Raw genomic sequence first — 24,018 nt, 5'->3', positions numbered from 1 at the left:
CGTCGGGATGGTCGACCAATCCGGTCCGCTGCTGCGCGTCCGTGGCCTGACCAAGCACTTTCCGGTGCGGAGCGGCAGTGGTCGGTGCGGCCCGGTACGGGCCGTGGACGGGCTGGACTTCGAGGTGCAGGCGGGCGGAACGCTCGCTCTGGTGGGCGAGTCCGGCTGCGGCAAGAGCACCACGGCCCGGTTGCTGGTGCGGCTGCTGGAGCCGACCGGCGGCAGCATCGAGTTCGCCGGCCGCGACCTCACCCGGGCCGGGCGGCGGCAGCTGCGCCCGCTCCGCGCCCAACTCCAGATCATCTTCCAGGACCCGTACGCCTCGCTGAACCCCCGGCACCCGGTCGGCCAGATCATCGCCATGCCGTTGCGGGTCAACCGGATCAGTCCGCCGGGCGGAACCAAGGCGCGCGTCCGGGAGCTGATGGAGCTGGTCGGCCTGAATCCCGAGGACGCCAACCGCTATCCGCACGAGTTCTCCGGCGGCCAGTGCCAGCGGGTCGGCATCGCCAGGGCGTTGGCGACCGGACCTCGGCTGGTGGTGGCCGACGAACCGGTCTCGGCGCTGGACGTCTCGGTCCAGGCCCAGGTGGTCAACCTGCTCCGACGACTGCACCGCGACCTGGGGCTGGCCCTCGTCCTGATCTCCCACGACCTTGCCGTGGTACGGCACCTCTGCCAGCAGGTCGCGGTCATGTACCTCGGTCGGATCGTCGAGATCGGGGACCGGGACGACATCTACGAGCGGCCGCAGCATCCGTACACCCGGGCGCTGCTGTCGGCGGTGCCGCAGGTCGGCCGGCTCGACCCGGCCGGCTGGCTCCGGCTCGCCGCGGACGCGGCCAGCCCGATCGACCCGCCCTCGGGCTGCCGGTTCCGTACCCGCTGCCCGAAGGCGCGCGACCGGTGCGCCGTCGAGGAGCCGGCCCTGACCCGGCGCGACGGCGGCGGACAGGCCACCGCCTGCCACTTCCCCGACTCGGGTCCGCTGCGTCCGGAGCGGGTGCGAGCCTCGGCATGAGCCTTTCACCTGGGGACGGCGCGGTGCGGGTCCCGATCGGGCCGGGCGGCGCGGCCGGCGGGTCCCGTGGCCGCCGGGCCGTCGGGGCGTCGCCCGGGCAACTGGTCTGGCTGCGGCTGCGTGGTGACCGTACCGCGTTGGTCAGCGGGGCGACGCTGATGCTGTTCGTGCTGGTGGCGCTGGCCGCGCCGCTGATCGAGCTGGCGTACGGGATCGGTCCGCAGGACCAGTTCCAGGGCAAGCTGGACGGATTCGGCCTGCCACTGGGCCACGCCGGTGGTGTCTCCGGGGAGCACTTCTTCGGGCTGGAGCCGGGGCTGGGCCGGGACGTGTTCATCCGGCTGGTGTACGGCCTGCGGACGTCACTTCTGGTCGCGGTCACGGCGGCGGTGCTCACCGCGGTGATCGGTGTCGTGCTCGGCACGCTGGCCGGCTATTTCGGCGGCTGGCTCGACGCGGTGGTCACCTGGATCACGGATCTGACCCTGGCGCTGCCGTTCCTGATTGTCGCCCTGGCGTTGACGCCCACGCTGACGCTGCGCCTGCACGGACAGCGGGACGCGGTGCCACCGGCCTTCGGGGTCGGCGTACTCATCGTGATCTTCGCGGTGTTCGGGTGGACCGGCACCGCCCGGTTGGTCCGGGGCCAGGTGGTCGCGCTGCGGGAGCGGGAGTTCGTGGCGGCGGCCCGGGCCAGCGGGGCAGGTCCGGGGCACATGCTGTTCCGGCAGTTGCTGCCGAACCTCTGGGCGCCGATTCTGGTGTCGTTCTCGCTCGCCGTGCCGCAGTTCATCACCGGTGAGGCGGCGCTGTCGTTCATCGGTGTCGGGCTGACCGAGGAGACACCGAGCTTCGGCCGGATGATCTACCAGAGCCTGGGCTACCTTCAGACCGACCCGGCGTTCGTCTTCTTCCCCGGCGTCCTGGTCTTCGCGCTGGTGTTCGCCGTCAACCTGGTCGGGGACGCGCTGCGCGACGCGCTGGACCCGAAGTCGCCCCGATGAGGTGACCGGATGAACGCGAGAAGCACAGCGTGGCGGAGCCCTGCGGACTCGGATCGGGGCCGTCCCTGATGGCGCGCTTCCTGGTCAAGCGGATCCTGTCGGCCGTGCTCGCCCTCTTCGCGGTGAGCGTACTGACCTTCCTGATGTTCTTCGCCCTGCCCCGCGACCCGGTCAGCGGCATGTGCCCGAAGAACTGCAACCCCGAGCGGCAGGAACGGGTACGCCAGGAGTTGGGGCTGAGCGATCCGCTCGTCGACCAGTACGCGGGCTACATGTTGGGCATCGTCACCGGTCGGGATCTGGGCGGCGCCCAGGGCGGACGCTGTGACGCGCCCTGCCTGGGCTGGTCATACGTGAACAACGAGGCGGTCACCGACACCCTCGTCCGGGTGGTGCCGGTGACGCTGAGCATCGTCGTCCCGGCGGCCGTCCTGTGGCTGCTGCTCGGGGTGGGCCTGGGCCTGGTGTCGGCGTTGCGCCGTGGCACCTGGATCGACCGGGCCGCGATCGGCTTCACGCTCGCCGGTGCCTCCCTACAGCTGTACTTCGTCGGCGCGGTGCTGCTGCTGGTCTTCGTGCACACGCTCGGTTGGCTGCCGGTGCCGAGCTACACGTCGCTGTTCGACGACCCGGTTCGCTGGGCCGGGGGCCTGGTACTCGCCTGGCTGTCGTTGGCGCTGCTCTTCTCCGCCGGTTACGCCCGACTGTTCCGGGCCCAACTGCTGGAGACGTTGAACGAGGACTTCGTGCGTACCGCCCGGGCAAAGGGCCTGTCCGGTCCGGCGGTGTACGGCCGGCACGCGCTGCGCGCAGCGATCGCTCCGGTGGTGACCGTCGCCGGCCTCGACGTCGGCGCGGCGCTCGGCGGCACAGTGATCACCGAGACGACCTTCGGTATCCAGGGACTCGGCCGTACCGCCGTCGATGCCGTACGCGCCGGCGACCTGCCGACCATCATGGCCACCGTGCTGGTCGCGGCGGTCTTCGTGGTGCTGGCGAACCTGCTGGTGGACCTGCTCTACGCGGTCATCGACCCACGGGTCCGGTTGGGCTGAGCCGGGTCGGGACGGCACGGACTCATCGACGACTGAGGAGGCAACAGATGCGACCACGGGTGGCGGTTGCGGTGAGTGGCGCGTTTGCGCTGGTGGCGGCCTTGAGCGCCTGCCCGGCGAACACCGGCGGGAGCCCGTCGGTGGACTCCGGCCGGCAACCCACCGGGGTCATCGCCACCGACCCGAAGGACTCGACCGGCCCGGCGCCGGAGTTGGCGGGCGCGCGGCGTGGTGGCACCTTCACCGTCCTCCGCGAAACGCCGATCTCCCACCTGGATCCGCAACGGACGTACTCGTTCGCCGGCCTGATGGCCGTACCGCTGGTCGCGCGCAGCCTCACCACCTGGAAGGACGACGGTGCGGGCAACCTGACGCTGGTCGGTGATCTCGCCGAGACACCCGGCCGCGACGTCAACGACGACTGCCGGATCTGGGAGTTCACCGTCAAGGACGGGGTGCGCTTCGAGGACGGCCGACCGGTCACGGCCAGGGAGATCGCGTACGGGATCGCCCGGTCCTTCGACCCGGACCTGACCGGCGGCCCCACCTACCTGCAGGAGTGGCTGGCCGACACGCCGCAGTACGACACCGCCTGGGATTTCACCGCCAACCGCGGCTCGCTGCCGCCGGGCCTGACCACGCCGGACGCCCGGACGTTGCGCTTCGAGTTCGCCAGGCCCCGCTGCGACCTGCCGTTCGCGGCGTCACTGCCGTCGACCGCGCCCCTGCCACCCGACCGGGACACCGGGGTCAACCTCGGCAATGCGCCCTTCTCGTCGGGGCCGTACAAGGTCACCCGCTACCGGCCGGGCATCGAGATCGTGATGGAGCGCAACGAACACTGGGACGCCGGCACGGATCCGGTACGCCACCAGTACCCGGACCGCTTCGTGTGGAGTTTCGGCGCGACCCCGGACGCCGCTGCCAACCGGATCATCGCCGACAACGGCACCGACCGGAGCGCCCTGTCCTGGGACTACGTGCCCGCCTCGCTGGTCGCCCGGGTCGCGGGTGACGCGGCGCTGCGGTCCCGGACGCTGCTGTCGCCGACGCCGAGCGCCAACCACCTGGTCATCAACAACGAGCGGGTCACCGATCTGCGGGTGCGCCAGGCGCTGAACCACGCCATCGACCGGGAGGGTCTGGTGAAGGTGCTCGGCGGGCCGCACGTCGCGGTGCCGATGACCACCCTGATGCCACCGGCCACCATCGGGCACCGGGCGTACGACGCGTATCCGGCAGGGCCGAACGGCGACCCGGACAGGGCCCGGGAACTGCTCGGCGGGCAGCGTCCCGAACTGGTCCTCGGCGCCGCCGACAGTTCCGTCGAGCAGCAGGTGGCGACGCAGCTCAAGGGCAACCTGGAGCGCGCCGGATTCGTCATCACGATCCGGAACATCCCGGACGACGCGAAGTTCGACGAGATCAAGAAGAGAGGCAACCCGTGGGATCTCTATCTCAGCTCGTGGGCCGGCGACTGGCCCAGCGGCGCGTCGATCCTGCCGGTCCTCTATGACGGTCGCGCCATCCGAGCCACCGGCAACAGCAACGAGTCGTACTTCAACGATGCCACGATCAACGCCGAGTTCGACCGGATCCTCGCGCTGCCACCGAGCGAACAGGGCCCACACTGGGCGCGACTCGATGAGCGGATCATGAGGGAGCACGCCCCGGTGGTCCCGCTCTACGTCGACGTGGCCTACCTGGTACACGGCTCCAAGGCCGGCGGGGCCTTCGTCTCCAGCGTCTTCGGCTACCCGTCGCTTGTCGACGCCCACGTCGAACCGTAGCCCCGACTCACATCCCGAGGTTGGTGCGGAGGAAGTCGAGTTCCAGGCGGAGGAGGCGTTCGGCGAGGCCACCGGCGGCCATGTGGGTGCCGCTGGTCAACGGCAGCACCGAGTGCGGCCGGCCGGTGGCCAGCAACGCCGCCGACAACCGCAGCGTGTGCGCCGCCACCACGTTGTCGTCGACCATGCCGTGCACCAGCAGCAGCGGTCGGGCGTGCGCCGGGTCGGTGACCGGCTCGGCGGCCAGTTCCACGAGCGAGTGGTGCGCGTAGACGTCCTCGCCGTCGGCGGGCAGACCCAGGTACCGCTCGGTGTACGCGGTGTCGTACAGGGCCCAGTCGGTGACCGGCGCACCGGCGATGCCGCACCGGAACAGCTCCGGATGCCGCAGCACCGCCAGGCCGGCCAGCCAGCCACCGAACGACCAGCCGCGCACCGCGACCCGGTCCAGGTCCAGGTCGGGATGCTTGTCGGCGAGCGCGGTGAGCGCCTCCACCTGGTCGAGCAGGATCACGTCGGCCACCCGGCGGTGGATGGCCTTCTCGTAGGACGGGGCGATGCCCGGCGTACCCCGGTTGTCGGTGACCACCACCGCGAAGCCGGCGTCGGCCCACCACTGCCGCTCCAGCCAGGCCGAGCGCGCGGCCACCACCTCCTGGTGACCCGGGCCGCCGTAGACGTCCAGCAGTACCGGCAGCCGACGGCCGGTGACGTGGTTGTCCGGGTAGAGCACCGCCGAGGGAAGCCGACGGTCGGTCACCCGTTCCAGCAGCGGCAGCGGGGAGTAGCTGGGCGTGGCGGCCAGCGACCGCAGCGTGCCCACCTCGCGATCGCCCTGGTGCACCGTCCACCGGACGCCCGGGTGATCCAGCGAGGCGCTGCCGATGACCAGCACACCGCCACCGACCGCGCCGACGTGCCAGCCGGCGTCGCTGGTCAGCCGGCGGGCGTCCACGCCGCCGCCGATGCTGGTCCGGACCCGGAACAGGTGCTGTTCGCTCGGCTCGCCGTCGCTCGCCTCGACCAGCAGGTCCGCCGGACCACTGCTGGCGGCGAGCCGGCCGACCACCCGGCGCACGTACAGCGAGGGTGGAGTGAGCAACGTGCCGTCGGCGAACAGGCAGCGTGCGTCGTACCCGTCGTGGGCCAGCTCGCCGCCGACCAGCACCCGCCCGTCGGGCAGGTGCACGGGGGTGCCCGGGATCGGCTCGACCCAGCGGGGGTCGGCCAGTTCGGCGTGCACCTGGGTCTCCCCGGTACGTGGATCGACCGCGAGCACCAGCCCGTGCTGCTGGGCGCGACGCAGCACGGTGATCAGCGGGGCGCCCTCACCCCAGTGCACCGCGGTCAGGTACGGGTACGTCTCCCGGTCCCAGTGCACGTCGACCCAGCCGCCGTCGAGGTCGAGCAGGTGCAGGCTGACCTCGGCGTTGGAACCACCCGCCACCGGGTACGCGACGCTGGTCGGCGGGCTGGCCGGCTGTGCCGGATCGTGCAGGTGCCAGCGGGGCAGCCGGGACTCGTCGACCCGGGCCGCGAGCACCGACCGGCCGTCGGGTGCCCACCAGTAGCCGCGGTGCCTGTCGAACTCCTCCGCCGCGATGTGCTCGGCCAGTCCCCAGAGCACGCCGGAGTCCTCGCCGGCCAGCATGGTGTCGGCGCCGTCGGTGTCGATCACCCGTAGCTCGCCCCGACGTACCCCTTCGGCGGCGTCGGTCACGTAGGCCAGCCGCTGCCCGCTCGGGTCCGGCCGTGGGTCGAGCACCGGCCCGACGGCGGGCACCTCGATCACGTCGCCATGCACCAGGTCTGCCCGGAACAGCCGCCCGGCCAGCGCGAACACCGCGACCCGTCCGGCGGCGTCGAGGGCGTACGAGCCGATGCCGGAGGCGGTCAACCGCAGGCGCTCCCGCCGGGCGCGTTCCCCCGGGCTCAGCCTGTCGGGGTCGGCGTCGGTGCCGAGCAGGGTGCCCGGATCGGCGATCAGGCGTTCCGTGCCGGTCGCCACGTCCAGCAGCCAGAGCGCGTCGGCCGGGTCCTCCGGTCCGGCCGAGCGTAGGAAGACCACCCGGGCACCGTCGTCGGCCACGGAGACGGCACGCGGCGCCCCGTGGCTGAACCTGCGGGTGCGGGCGGCCAGCTCGGGAAAGTCCACAGGCCAGATCGTAGGCCGGTACCGGGCCCGATGTGAGCGACCTGCGCGGACGCGTCTGGGCCGGCAGGCGAGAACCGCCGGTTAGAGTGACCGTCGTGACGACGCTGACTGACCGCCGCCTGCTGCTGGTCCACGCGCATCCCGACGACGAGTCCATCGGCACCGGCTCGACGATGGCCCACTACGCGGCCACGGGTGCCCACGTCACCCTGGTGACCTGCACCCTGGGCGAGGAGGGTGAGATCCACGTACCGGAGCTGGCCGGGCTCGCCGCGGCCGAGGCCGACCAGCTCGGCGGGTACCGGATCGCCGAGCTGGCCACCGCCTGCGCCGAACTGGGCGTCACCGACCACCGGTTCCTCGGCGGGGCCGGCCGCTACCGGGACTCCGGGATGATGGGCCTGTCGACCAACGAGCATCCCCGGGCCTTCTGGGGCGCCGACCTCGACGAGGCCGCAGGGTATCTGCTGGAGATCATCCGGGAGGTACGCCCGCAGGTGGTCATCACGTACGACGACAACGGCTTCTACGGCCACCCCGACCACATCCAGGCACACCGGGTGACGATGCGGGCCGTCGAGCTGGCCGCCGCCGAAGGGCTCGCACCGGCGAAGGTCTACTGGACGGCGATGCCGCAAAGCGTGCTGGAGGCCGGCCTGACGCACTTCGCGGAGGCGTCGGACAACCCCTTCGCCGGTATCGCCGACGCCACCGAGCTGCCGTTCTGCACGCCCGACGAGGAGATCGCGGCCCGCATCGACGCCACCGAGCAGCACGCCGCGAAGGAGGCGGCGATGCGCGCTCATGCCACCCAGATCCCGGCCACCTCCTGGCTGTACTCGATCGCCGGCAATTTCGGTGCCGAGTTCATGGGGGTGGAGTACTTCACCCTGGCGCTGGGGGAGAAGGGGCCGGGCAGCGGCCCGTACGGCTGGGAGTCGGACCTGTTCGCCGGGGTGGCCGCCGCAGCGTCGGACGCGGCCGGCGGCCCGGACGTCGTCGGCACCTCCGGCAGTAGACCGGTCACCCCGGCCGGTCACCGGTGACCCTGCCCGCCGCGATGTCGGTCGCCCCGCAGGAGCAGCAGCCGCCCCGGCCGAGCCGGAGGTGGCGACGTCCGATGGACCTCGGCCTGCGGGTGGCCGGCGGCATGTTCGCCGTCCTGGCGGCGATGCTGAGCGCGGTGCTGGAACTGCTGCTCGCCCCGCTGCGGATCGGCGGATACCTGATCGGCGTCACGGTGCTCGTGGCCGTGGCGGCGAACATCGCGTTGAGCTGGTTGGCCGTCGAGTCCGTCGGCCGTCGCTGGGCGGTGGCGCTGCCGGCGCTGCCCTGGGTGGCCATCATGGTGATCGCCGCCGACCGGACCAGCGAGGGCGATGTACTGCTCGTCGGCAACTGGGTCGGCCTCACCCTGGTGGTGGGCGGTGCGATGACCTTCACGGTGATGGCGTTCCGGTCGATCCTCGCGCCGGCCCCGGCCTCCGGTCGGTAATCTCGCACCGGCGCCGACCTCCGGACGGTACTGACGTCGCTCAGCGCCGGGTGGTAGATATTCCTGCCAGGAGACCCGCCATCCGGGCGGGCCGTACGGCGGGAGGCATGTGATGGGACAGCGGTGGCGTGCGGTCGGTGTGCTCGCGATCGCACTGTTCGCGGTCAACGTGGTCGCCCGGCTGGTCATCCGGTTCGGCTTCGACGGCAACGACAGTGTCGCCGACCGGGTGTCGCTCGGGATGTTCGTGGTGATCGGCCTGATGCTGGCCGGTGTCGCCTTCGTCTGGGGTGAGCGGCGTCCGTTGGCCCGCTGGGCCGGCGAGGTGGCCGCCGCGATCGGAATCGCGGTCGGGTTGACCGTGCTGATCGGGCCGCTGCTGGTCGGTGACAACCCGTTCGCCGGTGGCGGCGGGACGTTCTTCGCGCAGATCGGCCTCTACCTGGTGGCGACCACCGTCGGGACGATGCTGGGCTACCTGCTGCTGGTCACGCTCGGTCGCGACTACCGTTCGCGCAGCCTGCAACGGTACGCCGAGACCACCGCGGCCAAGCCCCGCCGCGTGGTCCGCCGCTGACCGACGGGGTCAGTGCGGCGCGACGCGGGTCAGATAGGTGTGGTGGGTGGTGAAGCCCAGCTTGCGGTAGAGCGCGACGGCACCGGTGTTGCTCTGCTCGACCTGGAGGAACGCGTCGGTCGCACCGGCGTCGGCGGCCCAGTCGGCGAGTGCCCGGATCAGCCGGACGGCCAGTCCCTGCCGGCGTGCGGCGGGCAGCACCTCGATCAGGCACAACCCGAGCCAGCGCCCCTGGCCGGTCACCGTGCCCCGGCCGATCCCGACGAGTGCGCCGTCGACGTACGCGTGGGCGAAGCGGATCTGGTCCACGGCGGTGAGGACGTGTCGCGCGGCGTCCGGCAGCCCGCCCTTGCGACCGGCGGCCACGGCCAGCCAGTCCGCTGACGGTGCTGCGGCCAGCTCGACCACCGGGCCGGCCGAGCCATCCCTGCCGGTCGGGTCGCCGGGGATGCCGGCGGCGCTCGCGACCGCGTCGGGCGGTGCCGACGCGCTGAGGGTGGCGAGCGGGACAGTCTGCACCAGCACCGGTGGGCGACTACCCCAGCCTCTCCGGTCGAGTTCGCTGCCGACCGGCGCGGCCAGCGGCAGCGGCGTGTTGACCATGGCCGGCCGTCCGTGGCCGGCGTACCAGCGTTCGACCGCGTCGACAGCGGCCGGCAGCGGACGGTCCGGATCACCCACCGGAAGCGCCGAGTTGGCCCGGCCGGTCCAGCCGTCGGCGTCCCGCAGCAGCCACTCACCGAGCCGGGCCCGCACGGGGGCCGGCCACGCCTCGTCGGCGGCGAGTTCCAGCTCGACCATGGCGGCGGCGGTCGGCCGCCGGGCCGCCGGGACCCGCTTGGCCCGGTGCACCTCGGCGATCGGCACGCGCAGCCGCCCCTGTCGGGTGGTGAGCGTGAGATGCGTCTCGGTCAGCTCGACCAGCTCACCGAGGGCATCGGAGTAGACCGGCCGACCACCGCGTACGCCGACGCGACGCCGCACCACGATTCGGTGTCCCAAGTCTTGCTCTCGGAGCACGATCGACCTCCTCCCCGGCGAGATACTAGGCTCTTACCGTCGCGGGTGATCGCGGCATGTCTTGCGGAGGAGAAGACCGGTGACCTACATCATCGCCGAGCCGTGCGTGGATGTGCTCGACAAGGCGTGCATCGAGGAGTGCCCGGTCGACTGCATTTACGAGGGCAATCGGATGCTCTACATCCACCCCGACGAGTGCGTCGACTGTGGTGCCTGTGAGCCTGTCTGCCCGGTGGAGGCGATCTTCTACGAGGACGACGTCCCGGAGCAGTGGAAGGACTACACCGGCGCCAACTACGAGTTCTTCGAGGAGCTCGGCTCGCCCGGCGGGGCCTCGAAGATCGGCAAGGTGGAGAAGGACGCCACCTTCGTCGCCGCTCAGCCGCCCCGCGGCGAGGGCCACTGAACCGGCCCGCCCCGGTCTCGTCGCGACTGCCCGAGTTCACCTGGGACACCCTGGACGCCGCGGCCACGCTGGCCGCGGCGCATCCGGACGGCCTGATCAACCTCTCCATGGGTACGCCGGTCGATCCGGTGCCCCAGGTGATCCGGCAGGCCCTGGCGGACGCCGCGGACGCGCCCGGCTACCCGCTGACCGCCGGTGCCCCGGCGCTGCGGGACGCGATCACGGGCTGGGTGTCGCGGGAATGTGGCGCCGGCCCGGACGGGTTCGGGGTGCTGCCGACGATCGGCTCGAAGGAACTGGTGGCCTGGCTGCCCACCCTGCTCGGGGTGGGGCCCGGCGACGTCGTGGTGGTCCCGTCGATCGCCTACCCGACCTACGAGGACGGCGCACGGCTGGCCGGCGCCACCACGGTGCGCGCCGACTCGCTGACCGCCGTCGGTCCGACGTCCCGGGTACGCCTGGTCTGGGTGAACTCGCCGGGCAACCCGACGGGCCGGGTGCTGCCGGCCGCGCACCTGCGCAAGGTGGTGGACTGGGCCCGTGAGCGCGGTGCGGTGGTGGCCAGCGACGAGTGCTACCTGCCGTTGGGCTGGGACGCCGAGCCGGTGTCGGTGCTGTCGCCCGAGGTGTGTGGCGGCTCGTACGACTCCGTGCTGGCGGTTCACTCGCTGTCCAAGCGTTCCAACCTGGCCGGCTACCGGGCCGGTTTCGTGGCCGGCGATCCGGCCCTGGTGGCCGAGCTGCTCAAGATCCGCAAGCACGCGGGCATGATCGTGCCGGCGCCGGTGCAGGCGGCCATGGTGGCGGCCCTGCGCGACGAGCGGCACGCCGACGAGCAGCGGGAGCGGTACGGTGCGCGGCGCGAGACGCTGCGGGCGGCGTTCATGGACGCCGGTTTCACCGTGGAGCACTCCGAGGCGGGGCTCTACCTGTGGCTGACCCGCGGCGAGGACTGCTGGGCCACCGTCGACTGGCTGGCCCGGCGGGGCATCCTGGTCGCCGCCGGTGTCTTCTACGGTCCCGGCGGGCGGCAGTACGTCCGGGCGGCGCTTACCGAGTCCGACGAGCGGATCGCGGCGGTCGCCGCCCGCCTGGCCTGACCACGTCCGAAGGCGGTGGCGTCCCGGCCCGGGATCCCGACCGCCGTGGAGGCCGCTCCCGATTCGCCCGGGGAGCGGCCTCGACGGCGGCTCAGTCCTCGTTGATCCGCTCGAACACCCGGAGCAGGTTGTCCCGGCTGTGCCGCTCCAGCAGCACGCTGCCGTACAACTCCTGTAGCGCCACCGTCCGGCCGCCGTGCAGCCTCACCTCGGCCTTCAGCGGGATCTGCCTGGTCACCTGCACCGACACCATCTCCTCGTACGGGAGGAACTGGTGTCGGGCGGCCAACGTCGCCACCGGCGTCGATTCGAGCAGGTTCTTGAGCCGCTTCTCGCCGTCGCCGGCCTTGCCCGGGCCGCCGACCAGGATCAGACCGCGGTCGAGGATCAGCAGGTCGTGCTGCACGCCGTCGACCTTCACGTTGCCGATGGCGCCGATGACGCCGGCGTTGTCGGCGGTGGCCCGGCTCTGCACCACGGTCGCGGTGGAGGGGTCGACGCCAAGCTCGGCGAGCCGGGCCAGGGCCTCATCGAGGGTCTCCGCCGAGACCGCCAGCTTGGCGATCTCGGCGAGGTCCAACGGCTCACCGCCGACGCCGACGAACTGGGCCGGACCGCTCCAGGACAGCTGCCAGCGGGCCCGCTGGGCGCGGATAGCGGCGTTGACCAGCAACATCTCCATCGGCCCGGCGAACCGGGCCGCCGCCTCCTGGCGGTCGGCATCGCTGAAGAACTGCTCGGCGAACTCGCCCAGGCGACCCGTCCGGACCAGGTCGAGGACGGTTGCCAGACCCGGTTCGGGGTCGCCGGTGAATCGGCCGGCCGCCCGGTAGATGCCGTCCGCCTGGCGCTGCCCACCGGCGGCGATCGCCGCGTGGGTGAATTCCGGCCAGGGCAGCACCTGACGGTTGCCGATGTCGATGACGAGGCTCTGCAACCGGCGGCCGGCGTCCAGGACGTCGGCGAGCAGCACGTGTGCGGGACGGTCGTCGGTGCCTGCCGTTCCGGCCGGCAGTTGTGCCATCGCCTCGATCCGGACACCGATCGGGGGGTGGGTGTCCCACCGGGACGGCTCGCGGTCCGGCACGTCCTGCTGGAGCTTGGCGATCTCGTCCCGGCGGGCCTGGAGCAGTTGTCCGAAGCCGCCGAACAGATCGTCCGGAGCGAGGCCGGCCTGCCAGCCCGACTCCACGTACCGGCCGGTGAAGAAGTTCCAGGCCGCGTCGAGCGCCGGCAGGCTGCGGAGCGCGGACGTGGCCGCCTCGTGGCCGGCGAGTTGGACGGAGGCCCGGTCGGCCTCCAGCTCCTGCCGCCGTGACGCGGCGTTGTCGACCATCAGGTACAGCTTCGCGTACCCCTTGAAGACCAGGCCGATGGGGTTGCGCGGTTTGATCCGCTCGATGGTGCCCTCGATCGCCAGCCGTCCCCGGTAGGCGACGCCACCGAGTCGGGTGTGCTTGCCGGAGTAGTGACCCAACTCGTGGGCCAGCACCGAGCGGAGCTGGTCGACCCGCATCGCCTGAAGCAGCGGCAGACCCACGTAGAGGGTGCGCCGCCCGCCGATCAGCCCGAGCAGCCGGCTCTGCTCGCCGACCGCCGCGTTCACCTCCGGCACCAGCCGGATCTCGTCCGGCGCCCGGGTGCCAACCGCGTCGGCCAGTTCCCGGACGGTGGCCCACAGCTGGGGTGCCTCCCGCTCGTCGAGCACCAGGCCCGGCGCCGGCTCGTTCTTCGTCCGGATCGCCCGCCAGAGCCCGACCGCCACCGCACCCAGCGCGACGATCAGCGGCAGCAGCAGCTTTCCGGTGACCAGTCCGTTCGTGTGGCCGTACAACCAGACGCCGAGGGCGGCGACGGCCGCCAGCTGGAGCAGCGCGACAACGTAGAACCCGATCAACATGACCACCGAGGCGAGTGCCCGGTACGTCGCGGCCATGGCCGTTCCTCCCCGTTCCGTGCCCGCGCGGCTGCGGGCGGCGGAGCGGACCGTACGACGTGGAGGTTTGTCGGACAACCCCCATCCGGTCCGGTTCGGCCGGCTCTTCGATCTTGCCGGCCGCATCCCAGGAGGAAGGGCGCGCACGGGGAGTCGGAGCGCCGGGCGACGCGTACCGGTTGGACGGTGCAGCCGGCTGCCGGGCGTCGTGCCGGCCGGCGATATCCTCGGGCGCGGACGCAGGGCGTGCCGCCGGCCCTTCGGGGCAGTGCGGCGGGATCCGGCAGGCACGCCGCCGCGGGGCCGGCCGGCTCCGTGACGCAACGGGAACGCCGAGGTACGCGGATGGTGCTCAGGGCTGACGCACGGCTGCGGGCAGCGGTGGTCGGCACCGGCCTGATCGGTGGTTCGGTGCTGCTCCGGCTGCACGCCGCCGGAGTGGACGTGACCGGCTGGGATCCGGACGAGCGGACCCGCCGGCAGGCCCGACTGGCCGGCGTACCGACGGCGGACCGGCTGGCCGACGCGGTGGCCGACCGGGACGTGGTGTTCCTCGGCGGGCCGCTGCCTACGCTGCCCGCGACCCTGGTCGAGGTGGCCGCCGCCACCGCCGAGCACTGCCTGCTCACCGACGTGGGCAGCACCAAGGCCGAGCTGGTGGGGTTCGCCGCGGAACAGGGACTGACCCGCCGGTTCGTGCCGGGACACCCGATGGCGGGTACCGACCGGGCGGGGCTCGCGGCGGCGCTACCGGAGTTGTTCACCGGCGCTGCGTGGGTGCTCTGCCCCGCACCCGACGGGCTGGCCGCGTTCCGCCGCCTCGCCACCCTGGTCACCGACGTCTTCGCCGCCCGGGTGGTGCCGATGGCGGCGGACCGGCACGACGCCGTGGTGGCGCTCGCCTCGCACGTGCCGCACCTGCTCGCCGGGGCGCTTGCCGGTGCGGCGCACCGATCGCCGTTGCGCGAGGCGGTCCTGGCGCTGGCGGCCGGAAGCTTTCGGGACGGCACCCGGGTCGCCGGCACCCCGGCGCAACGCACCGGGAACATGCTGCGCGGCAACCGCGACCAGGTGCTGGCCGCGCTGGACCAGGTCACCGCCTTCCTCGACGAACTGGCCGGCGCGTTGCGTTCCGACGACGCCGACGCCCTCACCGCCCGCTACACCGAGGCCGGTGCCGCCCGCGCCGAGCTGGCCGGCCGCCCGTACGACGAGCAGGTCAGGTCGTTTCCGCCGGGTGCGGAACCGGCCGAGGTGGCCTGGCTGCACGGCATCGGAGCGGCCGGTGGCCACCTGAGCGGGTGTCGGGACGTGGCCGGCACCGTCTCCTATGTCGCCCACCTCCCGCAGACCTGAGCGGCTCATCGGTGGGCGCGGCGACGGGCCCGCCAGTAGGGTGAGGGCATGGTGGACGGACCAGTCGTGACCGTACGCGGCGAGGCGTACCGCGAGGTCACGCCGGAACTCGCCCGGTTCACGGTGACCGCGCTGGCCCGGGACCGGGAACGGGAGCCGACGTTGACCCGGCTGGCCGAGCGGGCCGCGGCGATCCGGGTCCTGCTCGACTCGTACGGCCCGACGATCGACCGGCGCGAGACCGGCGAGCTGCGGGTGCGCCCCGAGACCCGCCGCTCCGGGGAACGGGTCGTGGCCTGGCACGGTTCGGTGGTCACCACGGTGACGGTCAGCGACTTCACCGCCCTCGGCGAGTTGATGTTGCGCTTGGCCGACCAGGATCAGGTCGAGGTGGCGGGCCCGTGGTGGGCGTTGCGTCCCGACAGCCCGGCCTACCGGCAGGCCCGGCACACCGCGATCAGTGACGCGTTGCAGCGGGCCCGCGAGTACGCCGAGGCGCTCGGCGCCCAGGTCACCGACCTGGTCGAGTTGTCCGACGAGGGCGGCACCGCCCAACCGATGATGGCTCGGATGGCGTTCGACGCCGGTGGCGTCGAGGCCGGTGGCACCCCGGAGCTGGAACTCGACCCGCAGCCGCAGGGCGTGCACGCGGCCGTGCGGGCCCGGTTCACGATCAGCCGGCCGGTCCTGTCCTGATGACCGTCGCGCAGGTGCTGTCGGTCGAGGCGCTGCTGGAGCGGGCCCGGGGGCTGGCCGATGCCGGCCCGAGACAGCTGCTCGGCATCACCGGGGCACCTGGCGCCGGCAAGTCCACGCTGGCCGCACAGGTGGTCGAGGCGGTCGGCCCGGCGGCCCGGCTGGTGCCGATGGACGGCTTCCACCTCGCACAGGACGAGTTGCGTCGGCTCGGCCGGGAGTTGCGGAAGGGCTCGGTCGACACCTTCGACGCCAACGGCTACGTCTCGCTGCTGCGTCGGCTGCGGCGCAAGGAACCGACGTCGGTCTGGGCGCCGCAGTTCCGTCGGGATCTGGAGGAGCCGATCGCCGGTGCGATCGAGGTGCCACCGGAGGTCCGGTTGGTGGTCACCGAGGGCAACTACCTGTTGATTCCGAACTGGCCCTGGGACGAGATACGCGCCCTGCTGCACGAGGCGTGGTTCCTGGACCTCGACGCCGACCTGCGGCGGCAGCGGCTGGTCGCCCGACACATGGCCTACGGCCGGTCGGAGCAGGACGCCCGAGCCTGGGCGCTGGGCAGCGACGAGGTCAACGCGGCGCTGGTGGCCGACACCGCCGACCGGGCCGACCTGGTGGTACGCCTAGCCGAGCCCCCGCCGGGGTGACGGGACCGCCCGCCGCAGCAGCCACGCCACCCGGGATCTCTCCCGTTGGAACTCGGCGGCCTCCGGGTAACCGCTGTGGCTGCGGATCGGTGGGTCGGCGACTTCGCCGTCGCTCGGATGCAGTGCCTCCGGGTCGGTCACCGCGATGTCCCGTTCCCCGGCGGTGACCGGCCAACCGAGCGGGTCGGTGTCCCGCCAGAAGTTCGTCCATCGGGTGCCGCCACCCGGGCGGGTCAGCGCCTCGGCCAGCACCGGTAGCCGGTCCGGCCCGAAGTAGGCGGGAAAGATCCGGCCGTAGAGGCGGGTCAGCTGGCAGCCGTAGGAGAAGAACCAGATCCGGCGCCGCCACCGGTTCGGCATCTGCAGGATGACCGCGGTGCAGATCACCGTGCCCTGGCTGTGCCCGGACAGGATGATGCCGTCCACCCGGCGCGGGTCGTGCTCGGCCAGTGCGATAAGCCCGGCCGTGCGGGTGAGCAGTTCGGGCACCGCCCGCTCGGCGTAGCTCGGTGGCGCGAGCGGGTGGGCGGCGCGCGGCCAGAAGGTGCCCACGTCCCAGACCACGCCGACGGAGCGGCGGATGGCGTTCTTGCGGTAGACCAGCAGGCCGACGGCGGCCACCGCCACCGGAAGCAACCCGAGCAGCGCGTCGCCGACGTCACCCACCGCCTTGATCACCGCGGTTGTTCCGCCTGTCGTCATGTTCTGCGGGCGGGCCGCGGAGAGGACGGCCACGCAACTCAGCACGGCGACGACGGCCATCGTGCCGGCGTACCAGCCGATCAGGCGCAGCGCGTGTTCGCCGACCAGTCGGTGCAGCGCCTGGTGGGTGCTGACGTCCCGGGCGCGACGCAGGTCGTGTGCGGACAGTCGGCCGCCCCGGGCACTCAGCCGGGCGTACTCCCGGCGGCGCAGTCGGTGGAACAGCACCACGGCGCGGACGGCGACCAGGGCGAGGATCAGCAGTGCGGCGGCGAAGGTCAGGCCGGCCCAGGCCACCGGTGCTGGCGTGACCACCACGGACCGGCCGGCGGAGGTGTCCCCGCCGTTGAGCCGGTTGGCGACCCAGTAGAGCACGCCGGCGCTGTACGCGAGGCTGAGCAGCCAGCCGAAGCCGGCGATGACGGCGGGCGCCCGACCGCGCCAGGCCAGGTCGGTGTGCGGTTCGAGGGGTTGTTTGACCGTGGTGGGGCGGATCCGGGGCAGCAGCAGGCCGACCGTGGCGAGGGTGAGCAACGGCAGGGCGAACTGCCACAGCGTCACTGGGGCCGGTGGTGCGGCAGGCAGCCAACCGTGGCACCAGGCGGCGCCGAGGGCGATCAGCAGCGCGATGGCGGCCGTTGTGGCGCCGCCGCGCCGTCCGGAGCGGGCGGTCGCGCCGATCGCGATGAGCAGTAGCAGTTGGCCGGTGCCCAGCCACGCGATGACCCGGTCGAAGCCCGGCAGCGACCGGTCAGTCCGGCATCCGGGCTGGGTGGGATCAAGGTCGCAGCCGGCGGTCGGACGCAGTTCCGCAAGCGCGCTGCCTGCGGTGCCGTCGGGCAGCAGCAGCACCGCGAAGGTGCCGGCCAGGCCGAGTCCGGTGAGGAGGATGACCGCGATGCTCCATCGGCCGAGCGGGGTGGCACCGTCGCGTCGGGTCAGGAAGGGTCGGCCGATGGCCACCAGCGTGACCGTCAGGACGGCGATGAAGGCGGCCACGGCCGTCCAGGTGAGCACCGCCCGTGCGCCGTGTGGCGGGTCGAGCACGGTGACCGTGCCGAGCGGGACCGCTGCCGCCACCACCGTGCCGGTGCACAGGTGCAGGACGGCCGCCCGACGTAGCTGTCCCTCCCCCCACCAGAACGTGGGGTCCTGGAGGGGATTGGTCGGGGGGCCGGGTGGTGGCTCGGGCACGGGCGGCGGCTCCTGCGCCGGCTGGCCGACCGGCACGTCGACGTCTGCCGGCGGCGGGGTACGGCGTCCCGCAGGGTTCGTGGTGGGGTCGGCGGGCATCACCGCCTCGTACTGGTAGGTCCGCCAGGTGACCAGGCCGAGCACTCCGATCATGGCGAGTGGCACGGTCAGGCCGACGGCCAGGGCCCGCCCGCCCTGCTGCCACCAGGAACCGGCGAGGAACTCCCACGGGCCCGGAATCCGGCTCAGGCAGCCCTCGTCCACGCACTGCCAGCCGATGAGATCGACTCCTACGCCGGTCATCGCCAGCACGGGGGTGCCGGTCAGGCTCAGGCAGAACAGCCTGATCAGCCAGGCTGTCATTCCGGAGCGGCTGGCCAGCCGTTCGGTGGTGGGGTCCGCCGGTATGCCCGGACGGGCGTGCAGCGCCACGTTGGCCAGGGTGAAGGGCAGCAGCAGCGTCCACAGGGCCCGCTCCACGTCGCGTGCGGTTCGCGCGCCGGAGGTCAACTGCCCCCAGCTGTACGCCTCGACGACGATCGGGTCGAGCGGCGCGGCTGCCGCAGAGCGGTAGAAACCGGTGACCGGGCCGCCCGCGACGAGCCGTGGCTGAGGTGACTCACCCCCGGGTTCAGCTGTCAGCCCCAGGGTCTCGGCCGGCGGTGTGTTGGACACTCCGTGTACGCGTAGTTCGAGGATCCGGCCTCCCATGCGAGCCTCCCGGTGACGCATCTGTCACCTACAGTGCCCGATGCGGTGCACTGGTCGCCACTCGCCAGGGAGATGTTTGCGCAGGTAGAAGGTTAATCGAGGGTCAATTGAGTTGGCGTACCGGGCGGGCCGGGTTACCGACCGCGACGACTTTGGCGGGAAGATCACGGGTCACCACGGCACCCGCCCCGACCACTGTGTTGTCACCGACGGTGACTCCGGCGAGGACTATCGCTCCGCCGCCGAGCCAGGCGTTGTCACCGATGGTGATAGGCCGGGCCGCCTCCCACTTCGCCCGACGTGGTTCCGGATCCACCGGGTGGGTGGGGGTGAGCAGTTGCACGTTCGGGCCGATCTGGACGTCGGCGCCGATGGTGATCGGTGCGACGTCGAGGAAGACCGCGTGGTAGTTGACGAAGCTGCGGGGCCCGATCCGGATGTGGTAGCCGTAGTCGCAGTAGAAGGGTGGCCGGATGCCGGTCTCCTCGCCGAGCTCGCCGAGCAGCTCGTGCAGCGCCGCCTGACGTGCCTCCTGATCGTCGACGCCAATGTTGTTGATCCGTTCCATCAGGCGCAGGGCACGGAGGTGGTCGGCGATCAGTTCCGGGTCGTCGGCCAGGTAGGCCTCACCGGCGAGCATGCGTTCCTTCATGGACGTCATCCGTCCGATCATGCCCGGCGCCGTCGCGGCAAGGACTCAACTTCGTCGAATTCTTGACTCCCATTTGCATACTCAGTATGCAAGTGTGATGAGAGTCGATGTGTCCTACATCGATGTAGACGCTCCAGAGGAGGATTCAGTTGCGACGAAGGAGCAAACTGACCGCCACCGGACTCGTGCTGGGTCTGGTGCTCGGCGTACCGGCGGCGGCCACGGCCGCACCGGCTGCGCCGACAGCGGCCCTACCGACCCAGTCCCTGACCGACAGGCCGGACGCCGGCCGCGGTGCCACCACCGTCACCCTGGTCACCGGTGACCAGGTCACGGTCACTGCGCGCGGGGCGAGCGTACGTCCGGCCGAGGGCCGCGACGGCATCCGCTTTCTCACCCAGCGGCAGCGGGATCACCTCTGGGTGGTGCCGCAGGACGCCCTGCCGTTGATCCGCGACGGGCGGGTCGACCGCCGGCTCTTCGACGTGGCCGGGCTGATCGCCGCCGGCTACGACGACGCGCACCGCGACGACCTGCCGCTGCTCATGACCTACGGGTCGAACGCTCGGCGGGCCGGCACACCCGACGGGGTGACCGTCACCCGTGACCTGACCGCCATCAGTGGTGTCGCGGCCACCGCGGACAAGCAAAGCGTGGGCCAGGTCTGGGCCACGGTCGCCGGTGCCAGCGGCGCCCGGTTCGACGCGGCGGGGGGTGTCGAGCGGATCTGGCTCGACGGCCGGCGGCAGCTGACGCTGGAACACAGCGTGCCGCAGATCGGGGCGCCCGCCGCCCACCAGGCCGGCTTCACCGGTCAGGGGGTACGCGTGGCGGTGCTTGACACCGGCGTCGACGCCGCGCATCCCGACCTCACCGGCCGGGTCGCCGAGTCGAGGAACTTCACCGAGGAGACGAACCCGGGCGACATCGTGGGGCACGGCACCCACGTCGCCTCGATCATCGCGGGCAGCGGCGCCGCCTCGGACGGCCGCAACCGGGGTGTGGCACCCGACGCGACAGTGCTCTCCGGCAAGGTCTGCGAGGAGTACGGGTGCACCGAGTCGGCCATCCTGGCCGGCATGCAGTGGGCCGCCACCGAGGTCGAGGCCGACGTGGTGAACCTCAGCCTGGGCGGGGCGGACACTCCGGAGGTCGATCCGCTTGAGGAGGCGGTGAACACGCTCACCGAGCAGACCGGTGCCCTCTTCGTGATCTCCGCCGGCAACGCCGGACGGACCGGCACGGTCGGCTCGCCGGCCAGCGCCGACGCCGCGCTCGCCGTCGGCGCGGTCGACCGGGACGACCAACTCGCCGACTTCTCCAGCCAGGGCCCGCGGGTCGGTGACGACGCCCTCAAGCCGGAGATCACCGCCCCGGGAGTGGACATCGTGGCCGCCCGGGGGGAGGGCACGCAACTCGGTGAACCGGTCGGCGAGCAGTACGTCTCGCTCTCCGGCACCTCGATGTCCGCACCACACGTGGCCGGTGCGGCGGCGCTGCTCGCCCAGCAGCACACCGACGCGACGGCGGAGCGGCTGAAGGCCACCCTGATGGCCTCGGCCCTGCCGCATCCGGACCTGACCGCGTACCAGCAGGGTGCCGGCCGGGTCGACGTGGCGCGTGCCATCAACCAGTCGGTGGTCAGCGAGCCGGCGAGCGTCTCGTTCGGCCGGACGCTCTGGCCGCACGCCGACGACGAACCGATCCAGCGCGAGGTGACCTGGCGCAACACCGGCACCGCGCCGCTCACCCTGGACCTCAGCATCGAGGCCACCGGCCCGGACGGCGAACCCGCGCCGGCCGGCGTGTTCACGCTCGGTACGCAGCAGGTCCAGGTGCCGGCGGGCGGGACCGCGTCGGCCACGGTCACCGTCGACACCAGCGTCGACAGCCCGGACGGCCACTACACCGGTCGGGTGGTCGCCCGTGCCGGTGACCTGGTGGCGATCACGCCGGTGGCCGTGCACAAGGAGGTGGAGAGCTACACGCTGACCCTGCGCCACCTGAGCCGTGAGGGTGCCGTGCCGGACGAGTACGCGACCTTCCTGCTCGGGCTGGACGACTTCACCGACATCTTCGTGTCCGACCCGGACGGCACCGCCGAGGTGCGGGTGCCCAAGGGGCGGTACGGGCTGGCCAGTTTCCTGTTCGACGAGGCCAGCGAGGAACTGGTGCTGATGACCCAGCCGGAACTGGTGGTGGAGTCGGACGCCGAGACCGTGGTGGACGCGCGTACGGCGAAGCCGGTGCGGATGACGGTGCCGGACCGGTCGGCGACGCCGGCGCTCGTCGCTGTCGACGCGTACTTCCTGTTCGACGAGGGGATAGCCGGGTTCGGTGCGGTCGCCGACGACTTCGGTGGGCTGTTCACCGGGCAGCTCGGCGGCCGGACTGCGGCAGACCACTTCTTCGCCGTGTTCAGCAGCCAGTTCGCCGACCTGGAGGCGGCCAGCAGCCCGTATCTCTACGCCCTCGCCGAGATGGTGCCGGGCCGGATGCCTGCCGGGTTGACCCGGCACTACCGCAGCAGTGACCTGGCCACCGTCAAGCAGACGTTCCGGGACGGCTACCCCGGCACGCTCGCCGAGCGGATGTCCTTCGCCCTGTTCGAGCCCGACCTGGGCGGCTGGGCGGTCGGGCTGCCTTCCGCGGTACCGGGTCAGCGGGTCGAGTACTACAACACCGGGGCGGTGCGTTGGAGTACCGAGCTGTGGTTCGGCACGCGCAGCGACGACGTGCCCTGGCTCGAACCGGTGGCCGTGCTCTTCTCGGAACCGACGACGTACCGGGCCGGGCGGACCTACCGGGAGGTCTGGAACGGTGCGCCCCACGGACAGTCGTTCCCGGTGCCGCGCTGGCCGGACGACGGCCTGACCCGGCAGGGTGACCTGATCACGCTGTCCGTGCCGCTGTACAGCGACGCGGCCGGACACCTGGGCAGTTCGCTTACGGACGCCGGACGTACCGCCCTGTACCGCAACGGCAAACTGGTGAATGAGTCCGAGGATCCCGGCTGGGGCCAGTTCGAGGTGCCCGCCGGTCCCGCCAGGTACCGGCTGGAGACGTCGGCGAAACGTACGGTAAGCGACCTGAGCACGGAGGTTGCCACCACCTGGACCTTCCGGTCCCGGCACGTACGCGGCGACGACCCGGTGCGGCTGCCCGCCTCCGCGATCCGGTTCGCGCCGCGGCTGGACGAGCGGAACGCGGCTCCGGCGGGCCGGTCCTTCGTGATTCCGGTCGCGTTGCAGCGCCAACCCGGCGCACCGGTGGCGAAGACGGCGTCGTTGACCGTCGAGGTCTCCTACGACGGCGGCAAGCGCTGGCAGCGCGCCAAGCTACGCAAGGTCGGTAGCGGCTGGCAGGCCACCGTGCAGCACCCACGCGGCACCGGCCACGTGTCGTTGCGGGCCACCGCCCGCGACACCGACGGCAACACCGTCACCCAGCGGATCATTCAGGCGTACCGCCTGCGGTGAGCCGCACCGGCGGGGCGGGCCCGATCAGGGCTCGCCCCGCCGGGGCTTCAGTCGTTGGCGTGCAGGGCGGCGTTCAGCTCGATGCCCCGGCCGGTGCGGGGACGGGCCTCCAGCGCGCCGGAGACCGAGTTGCGCCAGAACAGCAACCCGTCGACGCCGGACAGCTCGCGGGCCTTGACGACCCGGCCGTCCGGGAGACTGATCTTCGAGGCGGCGGTGATGTAGCAACCCGCCTCGACGACGCAGTCGTCGCCGAGCGAGATGCCGACGCCGGCGTTGGCACCGACCAGGCTCCGCTCGCCGATGCGTACCTTGTCGGTGCCGCCGCCGGAGAGGGTGCCCATGATGGAGGCGCCGCCGCCGATGTCCGAACCGTCACCCACCACCACGCCCTGCACGATGCGCCCCTCGACCATCGAGGTGCCGAGCGTGCCGGCGTTGAAGTTGACGAAGCCCTCGTGCATGACTGTGGTACCGGCGGCGAGGTGCGCGCCGAGCCGGACCCGGTCGGCGTCGGCGATCCGCACCCCGGAGGGCACCACGTAGTCGGTCATCCGCGGGAACTTGTCCACCCCGTACACCCCGAGGTGGCGGCCGGCGGCCCGCTCGATGACGCGCAACTCGTCCACCCGCTCCGGCGGGCACGGCCCGGCGGAGGTCCAGGCCACGTTGGCCAGCTTGCCGAAGATGCCGTCGAGGTTGATCTCGTTGGGCCGCACCAGGCGGTGGGAGAGCAGGTGCAGCCGCAGGTACGCGTCCGCCGCGTCCTTGATCGGATCGTCGAGCGAGCCGATGACGGTGACCACCTGGACGGTACGCAGACCCGGCAGGGCTCGGTCGCCGATCGCGCCGGGCGGCAGGTCCAGCACGTCGGCCTCGTCCTCACCGGCGACCAGTGGCAGCTCGCCGAGGCCCAGCTTGCCGGTCGGGTACCAGGCGTCCAGCACCTGGTCCTCGGCGGTGACGGTGGCCAGGCCGATGCCCCACGCGGATTGTGTGGACGTCACTTACTCACCTCTCGT

At 72.2% G+C, this 24,018-nt stretch carries 19 protein-coding genes; 13 read left to right on the top strand and 6 right to left on the bottom strand.

The genetic code is table 11. The features are described from left to right. The first annotated feature begins 7 nt into the window (after positions 1–7). The 4 genes from ACN26Z_RS26835 (at position 8) to ACN26Z_RS26820 (ending at position 4,870) form a co-directional block, all read left to right on the top strand. Positions 8–1,021, top strand: coding sequence for an ABC transporter ATP-binding protein (locus tag ACN26Z_RS26835; protein WP_093405083.1), 1,014 nt, complete (start codon positions 8–10; stop codon positions 1,019–1,021). Then, positions 1,018–2,025 (top strand): ABC transporter permease, encoded by a 1,008-nt coding sequence (locus ACN26Z_RS26830; protein ID WP_093405085.1) that lies wholly within the window; start codon positions 1,018–1,020, stop codon positions 2,023–2,025. The genes ACN26Z_RS26835 and ACN26Z_RS26830 overlap by 4 nt, the downstream gene beginning before the upstream one ends. A gap of 68 nt (positions 2,026–2,093) precedes the next feature. Next, positions 2,094–3,080 (top strand): ABC transporter permease, encoded by a 987-nt coding sequence (locus ACN26Z_RS26825; protein ID WP_421464730.1) that lies wholly within the window; start codon positions 2,094–2,096, stop codon positions 3,078–3,080. A gap of 47 nt (positions 3,081–3,127) precedes the next feature. Then, positions 3,128–4,870, top strand: coding sequence for an ABC transporter substrate-binding protein (locus ACN26Z_RS26820; protein WP_093405089.1), 1,743 nt, complete (start codon positions 3,128–3,130; stop codon positions 4,868–4,870). 7 nt (positions 4,871–4,877) lie between these two features. Here the strand turns inward: ACN26Z_RS26820 and ACN26Z_RS26815 are convergent, their stop codons facing one another. Beyond that, complete coding sequence (locus tag ACN26Z_RS26815) at positions 4,878–7,025, bottom strand: S9 family peptidase (RefSeq protein WP_093405091.1); 2,148 nt, start codon at positions 7,023–7,025, stop codon at positions 4,878–4,880. A gap of 86 nt (positions 7,026–7,111) precedes the next feature. Here ACN26Z_RS26815 and mshB point away from each other — a divergent pair, with 86 nt between their 5' ends. From mshB to ACN26Z_RS26800, 3 genes are all read left to right on the top strand, one after another. Continuing rightward, complete coding sequence (mshB, locus tag ACN26Z_RS26810; protein ID WP_421463923.1) at positions 7,112–8,071, top strand: N-acetyl-1-D-myo-inositol-2-amino-2-deoxy-alpha-D-glucopyranoside deacetylase; 960 nt, start codon at positions 7,112–7,114, stop codon at positions 8,069–8,071. Positions 8,072–8,085: 14 nt separating this feature from the next. Then, positions 8,086–8,520: a hypothetical protein gene (locus ACN26Z_RS26805; protein WP_093405489.1), complete on the top strand. Its 435-nt coding sequence runs from the start codon at positions 8,086–8,088 to the stop codon at positions 8,518–8,520. Between the two features lie 112 nt (positions 8,521–8,632). Further along, positions 8,633–9,097 carry a hypothetical protein gene (locus ACN26Z_RS26800; protein ID WP_093405093.1) on the top strand — a complete coding sequence of 155 codons (465 nt, stop codon included), beginning with the start codon at positions 8,633–8,635 and terminating at the stop codon, positions 9,095–9,097. A 9-nt stretch (positions 9,098–9,106) separates the two neighbouring features. Here the strand turns inward: ACN26Z_RS26800 and ACN26Z_RS26795 are convergent, their stop codons facing one another. Next, positions 9,107–10,117: a GNAT family N-acetyltransferase gene (locus ACN26Z_RS26795; protein WP_093405096.1), complete on the bottom strand. Its 1,011-nt coding sequence runs from the start codon at positions 10,115–10,117 to the stop codon at positions 9,107–9,109. Positions 10,118–10,196: 79 nt separating this feature from the next. Here ACN26Z_RS26795 and fdxA point away from each other — a divergent pair, with 79 nt between their 5' ends. Both fdxA and dapC read left to right on the top strand, forming a co-directional pair. Then, positions 10,197–10,523 (top strand): ferredoxin, encoded by a 327-nt coding sequence (fdxA, locus tag ACN26Z_RS26790; protein ID WP_091422126.1) that lies wholly within the window; start codon positions 10,197–10,199, stop codon positions 10,521–10,523. Then, positions 10,520–11,623 (top strand): succinyldiaminopimelate transaminase, encoded by a 1,104-nt coding sequence (gene dapC, locus ACN26Z_RS26785; RefSeq protein ID WP_275415530.1) that lies wholly within the window; start codon positions 10,520–10,522, stop codon positions 11,621–11,623. The genes fdxA and dapC overlap by 4 nt, the downstream gene beginning before the upstream one ends. A gap of 91 nt (positions 11,624–11,714) precedes the next feature. Here the strand turns inward: dapC and ACN26Z_RS26780 are convergent, their stop codons facing one another. Next, a complete protein-coding gene (locus ACN26Z_RS26780; RefSeq protein ID WP_093405101.1) occupies positions 11,715–13,559 on the bottom strand; it encodes a M48 family metallopeptidase in 1,845 nt (614 codons plus the stop codon). A gap of 345 nt (positions 13,560–13,904) precedes the next feature. Here ACN26Z_RS26780 and ACN26Z_RS26775 point away from each other — a divergent pair, with 345 nt between their 5' ends. From ACN26Z_RS26775 to ACN26Z_RS26765, 3 genes are read left to right on the top strand one after another with little or no spacing between them, the layout of a single operon-like run. Next, positions 13,905–14,915: a prephenate dehydrogenase gene (locus ACN26Z_RS26775; RefSeq protein ID WP_421463920.1), complete on the top strand. Its 1,011-nt coding sequence runs from the start codon at positions 13,905–13,907 to the stop codon at positions 14,913–14,915. 48 nt (positions 14,916–14,963) lie between these two features. Next, the gene (locus tag ACN26Z_RS26770; RefSeq protein WP_093405106.1) at positions 14,964–15,611 is read left to right on the top strand and encodes an SIMPL domain-containing protein; all 648 of its coding nucleotides are present in this window, start codon (positions 14,964–14,966) and stop codon (positions 15,609–15,611) included. Further along, positions 15,611–16,258 (top strand): nucleoside/nucleotide kinase family protein, encoded by a 648-nt coding sequence (locus ACN26Z_RS26765; protein WP_282236925.1) that lies wholly within the window; start codon positions 15,611–15,613, stop codon positions 16,256–16,258. Before ACN26Z_RS26770 ends, ACN26Z_RS26765 begins: the two co-directional genes overlap by 1 nt. On the opposite strand, the gene ACN26Z_RS26760 is transcribed toward ACN26Z_RS26765, so the two are convergent. After that, positions 16,235–18,865 (bottom strand): hypothetical protein, encoded by a 2,631-nt coding sequence (locus ACN26Z_RS26760; RefSeq protein WP_421463917.1) that lies wholly within the window; start codon positions 18,863–18,865, stop codon positions 16,235–16,237. The genes ACN26Z_RS26765 and ACN26Z_RS26760 overlap by 24 nt on opposite strands. A gap of 103 nt (positions 18,866–18,968) precedes the next feature. Further along, a complete protein-coding gene (locus ACN26Z_RS26755; protein ID WP_421463915.1) occupies positions 18,969–19,526 on the bottom strand; it encodes a sugar O-acetyltransferase in 558 nt (185 codons plus the stop codon). A 140-nt stretch (positions 19,527–19,666) separates the two neighbouring features. On the opposite strand from ACN26Z_RS26755, the gene ACN26Z_RS26750 reads away from it, so the two are divergent. Further along, positions 19,667–22,996, top strand: coding sequence for a S8 family serine peptidase (locus ACN26Z_RS26750; RefSeq protein ID WP_421463913.1), 3,330 nt, complete (start codon positions 19,667–19,669; stop codon positions 22,994–22,996). A gap of 47 nt (positions 22,997–23,043) precedes the next feature. Here ACN26Z_RS26750 and dapD read toward each other — a convergent pair whose 3' ends face one another. Next, entirely contained in the window at positions 23,044–24,003 is a 960-nt protein-coding gene (gene dapD, locus ACN26Z_RS26745) for a 2,3,4,5-tetrahydropyridine-2,6-dicarboxylate N-succinyltransferase (protein ID WP_421463911.1), read from the bottom strand. Between the last annotated feature and the right edge of the window lie 15 nt (positions 24,004–24,018).

Origin of the sequence: Verrucosispora sp. WMMD703 (assembly GCF_049178935.1) — a bacterium.
Classification (GTDB): domain Bacteria; phylum Actinomycetota; class Actinomycetes; order Mycobacteriales; family Micromonosporaceae; genus Micromonospora; species Micromonospora sediminimaris.
Note: the sequence above shows the minus strand (reverse complement) of the source record. Positions and strands in the feature narration are given on the sequence as shown.